We start from the raw sequence: 9,566 nt of genomic DNA, 5'->3' as shown, positions 1-9,566 counted from the left end.
CCGGTGGTGTCGACCGCGGCCGCGGTGTGGGTGTCGCAATGGGTGTCCACGCCACCGGCCACCTGGACCTGGTCCGGGGCCGTCTCTGGTGCGATGGTGGTCATCGCCGTCCTCCTCGCTCGCAACCGACAGGGCGGCACGCACCGCCGGGCGAGCGGACAAGACAGTGATGGGTGCCTGCTGGCACAGGCTCCTATGAGGTCACACCGCCAGGCTTGGTGAGTGCAGCGGGCCCCGCAGCGACCGAACCGACAGATCCGGATAAAGACCCGAGGTCAGTCACCTGAAGGGTCAGGAACGGTTGCTGCGGGGCCCGCCTACATCCTCACTGTCACCTGATCATCAAGCGGTGGGCTCGTCCACCGTCAGGTTGCGGGTGCGGTTCGGGTCGACCGGGACGCCCGGGCCCATGGTGGTGGAGATGGTGACCTTCTTCAGGTACCGACCCTTGGCCGAGGACGGCTTGGCGCGGAGCACCTCGTCCAGGGCGGCGGCGTAGTTCTCGACCAGCTTGGCCTCGTCGAACGACGTCTTGCCGATCACCAGGTGCAGGTTGGCCTGCTTGTCGACGCGGAAGTTGATCTTCCCGCCCTTGATGTCGTTGACCGCCTTGGTGACGTCGGGCGTCACGGTGCCGGTCTTCGGGTTGGGCATCAGGCCGCGGGGCCCGAGGATGCGGGCGATGCGACCGACCTTGGCCATCTGGTCCGGCGTCGCGATCGCGGCGTCGAAGTCCAGGAAGCCGCCCTGGATCCGCTCGATCAGGTCGTCGGAGCCCACGACGTCGGCGCCGGCGGCCTCGGCCTCGGCGGCCTTGTCACCGGTCGCGAAGACGATGACGCGGGCGGTCTTGCCGGTGCCGTGCGGCAGGTTGACCGTGCCGCGGACCATCTGGTCGGCCTTGCGCGGGTCGACGCCCAGGCGCATGGCGACCTCGACGGTGGCGTCGTAGGCGGTCGTCGACGTCTCCTTGGCCAGCGTGGCGGCCTGGAGCGGGCTGTACAGGTTGTCGCGGTCGACCTTCTCGGCCGCTGCGCGGAACTTCTTGCCGTGCTTCGCCATGGTGTTTCCTCTCCGAGGGCTCGTGGCCCCGGTCGCGTGGTGCACGGGCCTGGCGGGGCCCTCCCACGATTGCTTCAGCGCGGTGCTGGTGGCTGACGTCAGCCGGTGACGGTGATCCCCATCGACCGGGCGGTGCCGGCGATGATCTTCTCGGCCTGCTCGAGCGAGTTGGCGTTGAGGTCGGCCATCTTCGTGGTGGCGATCTCGCGGACCTGGTCACGGGTGACCGTGGCGACCTTGGTCTTGTGCGGCTCGCCCGAGCCCTTCTCGACACCCGCGGCCTTGAGCAGCATGCGCGCCGCCGGCGGGGTCTTGGTGACGAACGTGAAGGACCGGTCCTCGAAGACCGAGATCTCCACGGGGATGACGTTGCCGCGCTGCGACTCGGTCGCGGCGTTGTACGCCTTGCAGAACTCCATGATGTTGACGCCGTGCTGACCCAGCGCCGGACCCACGGGCGGGGCGGGGGTGGCCGCACCGGCGTTGATCTGGAGCTTGATGACCGCGGTCAACCGCTTCCTGGGGGGCATGCTCTGTTCTCCGGTTCGAGTTGGGTGGTGAGGTCTTCAGGGCCTGTCGGTCAGATCTTCTGGACCTGGCTGAACGAGAGCTCGACGGGCGTCTCGCGGCCGAAGATGGAGACGAGGACCTGCAGCTTCTGCTGCTCGGCGTTGATCTCGTTGATGGTGGCGGGCAGCGTGGCGAACGGGCCGTCCATGACGGTCACCGACTCGCCCACCTCGAAGTCGACGACGGCGGCCGGCGCGGCGGCGGCGCCCGTGCTCGCCGCGGCGGCCTCGGTGGCCCGCGGCGCCTGCGGCGTGGTGGCCGGCGCGAGGATCTTCACGACCTCGTCGATGGTCAGCGGCGAGGGCTTGGAGGTGGCGCCGACGAAGCCGGTGACCCCGGGGGTGTTGCGGACCGCGCCCCACGACTCGTCGTTGAGCTCCATGCGCACCAGCAGGTAACCCGGCAGGACCTTGCGGTTGACCTGCGAGCGCTTGCCGTTCTTGATCTCGGTGACCTCCTCGGTGGGCACCTCGATCTGGTAGATGTAGTCCTCCACGTCGAGGGACTGGATGCGCGCCTCGAGGTTGGTCTTCACCTTGTTCTCGTAGCCCGCGTAGGAGTGGACGACGTACCAGTCCCCGGGGGCGATCCGCAGCGCCTTGCGCAGCGCCTCCACCGGGTCCTCGTCCTCCTCCACCGCGACGTCGGAGTCGTCGGCGGGCACGACCTGCGGGTCGGTGGCGAGGGTGGCGGGGTCCCCGGTCTCGACCTCGGGGGTCGCGTCGGCGACCTCGCCGTCGGAGATCGCGGCACCCGCGGCCAGGTCGGCGGTGTCGCTGGACCCTTCGGCGGCACCGGCCTCACCGGCGCCGGTCTCGACGTCGGCGGTACCGCGCTCGTCGAATCGGGCGTCGTCCAGATCGGTGCCTTCGACCGCGTTGTCGGTCTCGAAGGGCTCGCGGGGGTCGGTCACTGCTTCTCCTCGCTGGCGCTCGTCGGCGTCGTGACCGACGGTGCTGTGCTCATTGGTGATCTCGCGAGCTCGATCACTGCTTCTCCTCGCTGGCGCTCGTCGGCGTCGTGACCGACGGTGCTGCGCTCATTGGTGATCTCGCAAGCTCGATCACGGGGGTCTCTTCCTTGTCAGGGGGCGTTCAGGCGCGGGGGCGGATCAACCGAAGACGGCGAGCACGCCTTGCGCGAAGAGCAGATCGAGGCCGGCGACCAGCGCCACGATGAACGCGACGAACACGATCACCACGGTCGTGTAGGTGATCAGCTCGCGCCGGCCCGGCCAGATGACCTTGCGCAGCTCGGCGACCACCTCGCGCAGGAAGCGCATGATCGAGCGGCGGGGCCGCAGCTCCTCGGCGCGCGCCCGCTCCGCCGCGGCGCGCGACCGGGTCGGGGCGCCCTCGCGGGCCGGCTCCGTGGCCGACCGCGCGGCGCGACGGGACCGCGTGGCGGGTTCGTCGTCCTCGTCGCCGTCGGCGGTGATCCGCCCCCGTCGGCGGGCGGCCCGGTCACCCTGCGGCGCGGCGACGACCTTGTCCTCGTCGGTCTCCGCCTCGCCGACCACCTCGTCCTCGGCCGCCTCCAGGGCGGCGGCGTCGTCGACCCCCGGCGCCTCGCGGTCCAGCTGCTCGTCGGTGAGCTCGGCGTCGGAGGCGGCGCGCGCGTCGTCCTCGCGGCCCGGCTTCTCGTCGCTCACTGCGCCTCGCTCGCCTCGTCGGTGGTGGCCACTCCCGCGAGGGCCGTCGGTCGGTCGTGCCGTGTCCTGCTGGCAGGGGTGACAGGACTTGAACCTGCAGCCTGCGGTTTTGGAGACCGCTGCTCTGCCAATTGAGCTACACCCCTATGCCCTGGGTGGGCCCCGGGACGTCTCGCCGCCACCGTGGCACCGACCCCGGAAGAGGATCCGGGGCACGCCGGTGGCGGGGTCAACAGGCCCCGGTGAAGCCAGTGTACGGGACCGCGACGGGCGGGAGCGAACGTCCCACCGGCCCCGTCCCCGGCGGGGCAGCTCCGCCACCTGCGCGGGAACAGGCGGGCGGCCCCCCGGCCGTGGTCTTTGACACGATGTGCCCATGACCGACGCCTCCGCTCCGGGGTCCGCCGCCCGTTCCACCGAGCTGCCGCCCGCCGCGCGCCGCATCTCCCGTCGCATCGGCGCCATCGCCGAGTCCGCGACGCTGGCGGTGGATGCGAAGGCCAAGGCCCTCAAGGCCGCCGGGAAGCCGGTGATCGGTTTCGGCGCCGGCGAGCCGGACTTCCCGACGCCGGACTACGTGGTCGAGGCCGCCATCACCGCCGCGCGGACGCCGGCGATGCACCGGTACACCCCCGCCGGTGGCCTGCCCGCGCTCAAGGAGGCGATCGTCGCGAAGACCGCCCGCGACTCCGGCCTGCAGCTCACGCCGGCCCAGGTGCTGGTGACCAACGGCGGCAAGCAGGCGGTCTACGAGGCGTTCGCGACGATGCTCGACCCCGGCGACGAGGTCCTGCTGCCCGCGCCCTACTGGACCACCTACCCGGAGGCCATCCGGCTGGCCGGCGGCGTCCCCGTGCCGGTGGTGGCCGACGAGCAGAGCGGCTACCTGGTCTCGGCCGCCCAGCTCGAGGCCGCCCGCACCCCGCGTACGAAGGCCCTGCTGTTCTGCTCCCCCTCCAACCCCACCGGGGCGGTCTACCCGGCCGAGCAGGTGGAGGAGATCGGTCGCTGGGCGCTCGACGCGGGCCTGTGGGTGCTCACCGACGAGATCTACGAGCACCTGACCTACGGCGGGCTCACGGCCCCGTCGATGCCGGTGCTGGTCCCCGAGCTCGCCGATCGGTGCGTCGTGGTGAACGGGGTCGCCAAGACCTATGCGATGACCGGCTGGCGGGTGGGCTGGATCGCGGGCCCGGCCGACGTCGTCAAGGCGGCGACCAACCTCCAGTCGCACGCGACCTCGAACGTCGCGAACGTGTCCCAGGCGGCGGCGATCGCCGCGCTGACCGGCGACCTCTCCGCCGTGGCCGAGATGCGGACGGCGTTCGACCGGCGGCGGCAGACCATCGTGTCGATGCTGCGCGAGATCCCCGGCGTGGCCTGCCCCGAGCCGCACGGCGCCTTCTACGCCTACCCGTCGGTCAAGGGCCTGCTCGGGCGGCCGATCGGGGGGCGCACCGCGGAGACCAGCGCGGAGCTGGCCGAGCTGATCCTGGAGCAGGCCGAGGTCGCGGTCGTGCCGGGCGAGGCGTTCGGCACCCCCGGCTACGTCCGGATGTCCTACGCGCTGGGCGACGAGGACCTGGTCGAGGGCGTCTCGCGGCTGCAGCGGCTGCTGTCCACGGCCGGCTGAGCAGCCTATGAGGGTGAGGTCAACCGAGCCGGACGACCGCGCGGGCGAGGGAGAGCACCTTCTCGCCCGCGCTGGTGACGGTGAGGTCGACCCGCGCCCGCCCGCCGTCCAGCAGGGCGGCCACCGTGCCGCGGACGGTCAGCTCCGCCCCGCTGTCGTCGTCGGGGACGACCACCGGGCGCCCGAAGCGCACCTGGTACTCGAGGAGCGCCGCCGGGTCACCGGTCCAGCCGGTCACCGCCCGCGCCGCCAGCGCCATGGTGAGCATGCCGTGGGCGATCACGCCGGGCAGGCCGACCTCGCGCGCCACCCGCTCGTTCCAGTGGATGGGGTTGAAGTCGCCGGAGGCGCCGGCGTAGCGCACCAGGTCGGCGCGGGTGACCCGGACGACGAGCTCGGGGAGCTCGGTGCCCACCTCCGCGGTCATGCCGCCCCCCGCGCGACGAGCATGGAGGTGGCGGTGCAGACCGCCTCGCCGTCCTCCGTGGCCAGCTCCACCCGGGCCGTCAGCAGGTCGTTGCCGGCGACGGTGCGGGCGGCGTCGATCGTGGTGGTGGCGACCAGCCGGTCGCCGGCCCGGATCGGGCGGTGGTGGGTGAACCGCTGCTCACCGTGGACGACGCGGCTGTAGTCCAGGCCCACCTCGTCGTCCGCGAGCACCACGAAGGCAGCCTCCAGGCTCACCACGATGGCGAAGGTGGGCGGCGCGACGACGTCCGCGTGGCCGGCCGCACGTGCAGCCTCGACGTCGTGGTGCACCGGGTCGGTCGCACCGACCGCGGCCGCGAACTCGGCGATCTTCGCCCGGCCGACCTCGTAGACGGCAGAGGGCGGGTAGCTGCGCCCGACCAGTGCCCGGTCCAGCGCCATGCTCCCGCCCTCGCCCAGCAGCCGAAGACCGTCAGCGGGTCTCGCGGTGCAGCGTGTGCTTGCGCTCACGCGGGCAGTACTTCTTCAGCTCGAGCCGGTCGGGGTCGTTCCGCCGGTTCTTGCGGGTGATGTAGTTGCGGTTCTTGCACTCCTGGCAGGCCAGGGTGATCTTCGGACGGACGTCGGTGGCTGCCACGGGAGCGCTCCTAGCCTTGTGGGACAGGACCCGGGACCGGGCCCTGCTGCCGCACCGGCTGGAGGCCGACACGGCGACGGACCCGGGTTGCCGGGTCCGTCGGGAGTAGCGGTGACCGGACTTGAACCGGTGACACAGCGATTATGAGCCGCTTGCTCTACCAGGCTGAGCTACACCGCCGGGATGACCACACGGGCCGGTCTCGCGACAGGACCGGTAGGTCAGCTTACTGCCAGAGCCCCTTTACGGAATCGAACCGTAGACCTTCTCCTTACCATGGAGACGCTCTGCCGACTGAGCTAAAGGGGCCTGCTCCGAGGAGCCGTCGAAGACTCTACCTGATGCCTACGGCCTCCCTGCGGGGACCCCCGCGAGCCGTCAGGTGCGGACGAACAGGCGGCGGTGGGTGGCCCCCGGCGCGGCGGAGCGCACGCCGGTGCGCGCGAGCAGCCACTTCTCCAGCCGGTCCTCCGGCAGCGGGCGGCTGATCAGGAAGCCCTGCAGCTTGTCGCAGCCCATGGCGATGAGCTGGTTGCGCGTCATCTCGTCCTCGACGCCCTCGGCGACCACGCACAGCCCCAGGTTGTGGGCCAGCTCGATGATCGACCGCGCGATGAAGGACTCCCCCTGGCTGGTGGCCATGGTGAGGACGAAGGACTTGTCGATCTTCAGCTCGTCGATGGGCAGCTGCCGGAGCTGGGAGAGCGACGAGTAGCCGGTGCCGAAGTCGTCCATCGAGAGCCGCAGCCCCAGGTCGTGGAGGTCGTCCAGCACCGAGCTCTCGCGCACCGAGTCGTCGACGACGCTGCTCTCGGTGAGCTCGAGGATCAGCAGCTCCCCGGGGACGCCGTGCCGCTCGAGGGCGCCGCGGATGCGGTCCACCAGGTCGGGCTCGCTGAGGGAGAACGCGGAGACGTTGACCGCGACAGACAGGGAGATCCCCTGATCCAGCCAGCGCCGGCAGCGGGCCAGCGCGAGGTCCAGGACGTGGTCGGTCACCGCACCGATCCGGCCGATCTGCTCGGCCAGCCCGATCACGTCCTCGGGCGGGATGCTGCCGAAGCGCGGGTGGGTCCAGCGGACCAGGGTCTCCACCGACACGATGTCGGAGGTCTGCGCGTCGATGACCGGCTGGAAGACCACGCCGATCTGCCCGTCGGCCATCGCCTGCGCGAGCTCGGTGCCCAGCTGCAGGCGGCGCAGGCTCTGCTGGTCGAGCACCGGGTGGTAGCTGGCCACGCCACCGGACTCCCCCGCCGCCAGCAGGGCGACGTCCGCGCGCTGCATGAGCGTGCCGGCATCGGTGCCGTGCCCGGGCGCGGCGGCTACGCCGATGGTCAGCGAGACCTCCAGGTCCAGGCCGGCCACGCGGACCCGCGTCGCCGCCGCCTCGCGCAGCCGCCGGGCGGCCTGCTCGGTGGCCGCGAGCGAGAGCCCGGGAAGGAGGACGGCGAACTGCTCGCGCTCCATCCGGGCCAGCAGCGCGCGCGGCGGGGCGTGCTCGCGGAGCAGGCCTGCGGTAACCAGGAGCAGTTCGTCGCTGGCGGCGTGCCCGAGGGTGTCGGTGACGTCGGCGTAGGTGCCCAGGGAGGCCAGGATGAGCCCGGCGCCGGCGGCGGCCGGCCCCGCGGCCACGAGGGCGTCGATCTCCGCGGCGAGCCGTTGCCGGTTCGGCAGGCCGGTCAGCCGGTCGTGGTCGGCGTCGAAGCGGATGCGGGTGAGCAGCTGCTGCTGCCGGATCGCCGCGTTGACGTGGGTGAGCATCGACTCCAGGGCGCCCCGCTCGCTGCTGCCGAAGGAGACGGCGTCGCTGCGCCGGTCGCACACCTCCAGGTAGCCCGGCTCCCCAGCGGCCGTGGTCACCGGCGCACCCAGCAGCTCGGCGACCCCGCGCCGGGCGAGCGCGGCCGTCTCCGCCTCGTCGGCACGGCCGGCGGAGACGTGCAGGGCCCCGGACAAGGCGACCGCGCGGCGGCGCAGCACGTCGTCAGGGTCCCCCGGCCCGTCGTACCAGTCGGCCCCGCCCTCGGTGGCGACGACCAGCCGCGGCCCCTCGTCGAGGTAGGGGGGCAGCCACAGGGCGACGCGCTCGGCGTTGAGGAGCTCCTGCACCGCCTGCACGATGTGCCGGGTGCCGACCTCGTCGGGCTGCACCTGCTCGACCCGGCGGGCGAACTCGTAGACCCGCTCCAGCGACTGGCTCTCCCGGGTCACCTCGGCGAACCGGCGGTAGAGCAGGACGAGGGCAGCGGTGAGCGGCGCGAGGATCAGCAGGGACCACAGGGTCGCGTGCAGCAGGAGGAGGATGGCCAGGCCGACGAGGACGACCACCGGCGAGACGACGACGACGGGCACCAGCAGGCTGGTCCAGACCGAGCGCCCGGGGTAGCCCTGGGTCAGGGTGATCGCCCCGGCCACCATGACGGCGGCGACGGCGTTGGCCGCGAAGACCGCCACGAGGCAGGAGAGCCAGGTGGAGGGCTGGGTGACGTCACCCGCCGACAGCAGGTCGAGCACGAACACCGCGACGGCGCTGTCGATCACCGCCACGGCGACGTTGAAGAGGATCTTGGCCGGCGAGAACCGCTGGACCGCCAGCACGAGCCCGACGGCGGTCGCGCGGATCACCGCCGTCCACGCCCCGCCGAGCTCCAGCAGGGCGATCACGAAGGCCAGCTCGCTGGCGGAGTTGACGAAGCTCTGGTGGCGGAACTCGATGTGCACGTAGACCCACTCCGCCACCACCGCGGTGAGGAGGACGGCGACCAGGAGCACGCCGTGCACGGGGTCCAGCCCGCGCGACAGGACGGCCGCGCCCAGGGGGACCGCAACCGTGAGCGCCAGCCCTGAGACCACCCAAGGGCTGCGGACGGTACGCGGGCGACTACGCTCGCGAACGTCCTGCTCAGCCACGTGCACGGCACTCTCCCGGGTCGTTGGGCGGGCGAAGGCTAGCAGCGGTGTCGATCACCGCCACCCTCTCCGCACGCGGGAGAGAAACCCGTCCGCGGAGGTCATCGGCACGAGCCTCCCCGAACATGAGACGAGGCAGCCGTTCCGGAGGAACGACTGCCCCGTCGGGACCAGGTGGCCGATCAGGCCTGGCGACCCCAGCGGACGCCACGACCCCAACGCACACCCCGACCCCAACGGACTCCGCGGGCCGAGCTGTCCTCACGCTGCATGCTGCTGTTCATGGCGCCTCCCTCGTGGCACGACTCATTGGCTGGTGCGGCAGCCATCCACGCGCGGGGGCAGAGCGTCGTCGAATACGGACCGCGCGGGAGACACTCCTTCCCGTCACGAGTCGCCACAAGCATGTCGATCACGACACGCCGCGAGAGACGTCATGTCGTGACCATCCGCCACGTTGTTCACACGTGGAGTGATCCAATTCACCGCTGGATCGGGATCCCGAGGGGGCTGCGACCGCGTCCGCGGAGGCCGGCACGGGCCGGGCGGACGGATGCGCGGCGGTCGCGCGGCACCTCGGCACCTCGTCGTCCACAGGCCCGCCTTGGAGGACACGAGGACGGGTGAACCGTCGTCCACAGTGTCCACAGATCGTGTCCACAGGGTGGGGA

At 71.9% G+C, this 9,566-nt stretch carries 9 protein-coding genes and 3 tRNA genes; 1 reads left to right on the top strand and 11 read right to left on the bottom strand.

Translation table 11 applies throughout. From position 1 onward, the window contains the following. Window positions 1-342: 342 nt before the first annotated feature. From rplA to BMW62_RS12115, 5 genes are all read right to left on the bottom strand, one after another. Window positions 343-1,062: a 50S ribosomal protein L1 gene (gene rplA, locus BMW62_RS12135; RefSeq protein ID WP_091931108.1), complete on the bottom strand. Its 720-nt coding sequence runs from the start codon at window positions 1,060-1,062 to the stop codon at window positions 343-345. Between the two features lie 98 nt (window positions 1,063-1,160). Next, window positions 1,161-1,592, bottom strand: a complete 432-nt coding sequence (gene rplK, locus BMW62_RS12130) for a 50S ribosomal protein L11 (protein ID WP_091931107.1) — start codon at window positions 1,590-1,592, stop codon at window positions 1,161-1,163. A 50-nt stretch (window positions 1,593-1,642) separates the two neighbouring features. After that, complete coding sequence (gene nusG / locus BMW62_RS12125; RefSeq protein ID WP_091931106.1) at window positions 1,643-2,545, bottom strand: transcription termination/antitermination protein NusG; 903 nt, start codon at window positions 2,543-2,545, stop codon at window positions 1,643-1,645. Window positions 2,546-2,743: 198 nt separating this feature from the next. After that, window positions 2,744-3,283, bottom strand: coding sequence for a preprotein translocase subunit SecE (secE, locus tag BMW62_RS12120; protein ID WP_091931105.1), 540 nt, complete (start codon window positions 3,281-3,283; stop codon window positions 2,744-2,746). Between the two features lie 70 nt (window positions 3,284-3,353). Continuing rightward, window positions 3,354-3,429: transfer RNA gene (locus BMW62_RS12115), tRNA-Trp, on the bottom strand. Between the two features lie 230 nt (window positions 3,430-3,659). Between BMW62_RS12115 and BMW62_RS12110 the strand changes: the two genes are divergently transcribed. Then, on the top strand, window positions 3,660-4,916 hold the full coding sequence (locus BMW62_RS12110; protein WP_091931104.1) for a pyridoxal phosphate-dependent aminotransferase: 1,257 nt from the start codon (window positions 3,660-3,662) through the stop codon (window positions 4,914-4,916). 19 nt (window positions 4,917-4,935) lie between these two features. Here the strand turns inward: BMW62_RS12110 and BMW62_RS12105 are convergent, their stop codons facing one another. From BMW62_RS12105 to BMW62_RS12080, 6 genes are all read right to left on the bottom strand, one after another. Then, complete coding sequence (locus BMW62_RS12105) at window positions 4,936-5,343, bottom strand: MaoC family dehydratase (protein WP_091931103.1); 408 nt, start codon at window positions 5,341-5,343, stop codon at window positions 4,936-4,938. After that, window positions 5,340-5,786, bottom strand: coding sequence for an FAS1-like dehydratase domain-containing protein (locus tag BMW62_RS12100; protein ID WP_091931102.1), 447 nt, complete (start codon window positions 5,784-5,786; stop codon window positions 5,340-5,342). The genes BMW62_RS12105 and BMW62_RS12100 overlap by 4 nt, the downstream gene beginning before the upstream one ends. A 31-nt stretch (window positions 5,787-5,817) precedes the next feature. Continuing rightward, a complete protein-coding gene (gene rpmG / locus BMW62_RS12095; protein ID WP_014378026.1) occupies window positions 5,818-5,982 on the bottom strand; it encodes a 50S ribosomal protein L33 in 165 nt (54 codons plus the stop codon). 106 nt (window positions 5,983-6,088) lie between these two features. Then, window positions 6,089-6,162: transfer RNA gene (locus tag BMW62_RS12090), tRNA-Met, on the bottom strand. 56 nt (window positions 6,163-6,218) lie between these two features. Next, window positions 6,219-6,291 (bottom strand) — tRNA-Thr (locus BMW62_RS12085). A gap of 69 nt (window positions 6,292-6,360) precedes the next feature. After that, complete coding sequence (locus tag BMW62_RS12080; RefSeq protein ID WP_244523998.1) at window positions 6,361-8,838, bottom strand: putative bifunctional diguanylate cyclase/phosphodiesterase; 2,478 nt, start codon at window positions 8,836-8,838, stop codon at window positions 6,361-6,363. Window positions 8,839-9,566: the final 728 nt, after the last annotated feature.

This window comes from Blastococcus sp. DSM 46786 (assembly GCF_900109665.1).
Lineage (GTDB): Bacteria > Actinomycetota > Actinomycetes > Mycobacteriales > Geodermatophilaceae > Blastococcus > Blastococcus carthaginiensis.
This window is presented reverse-complemented; position numbering and strand designations above follow the sequence as displayed.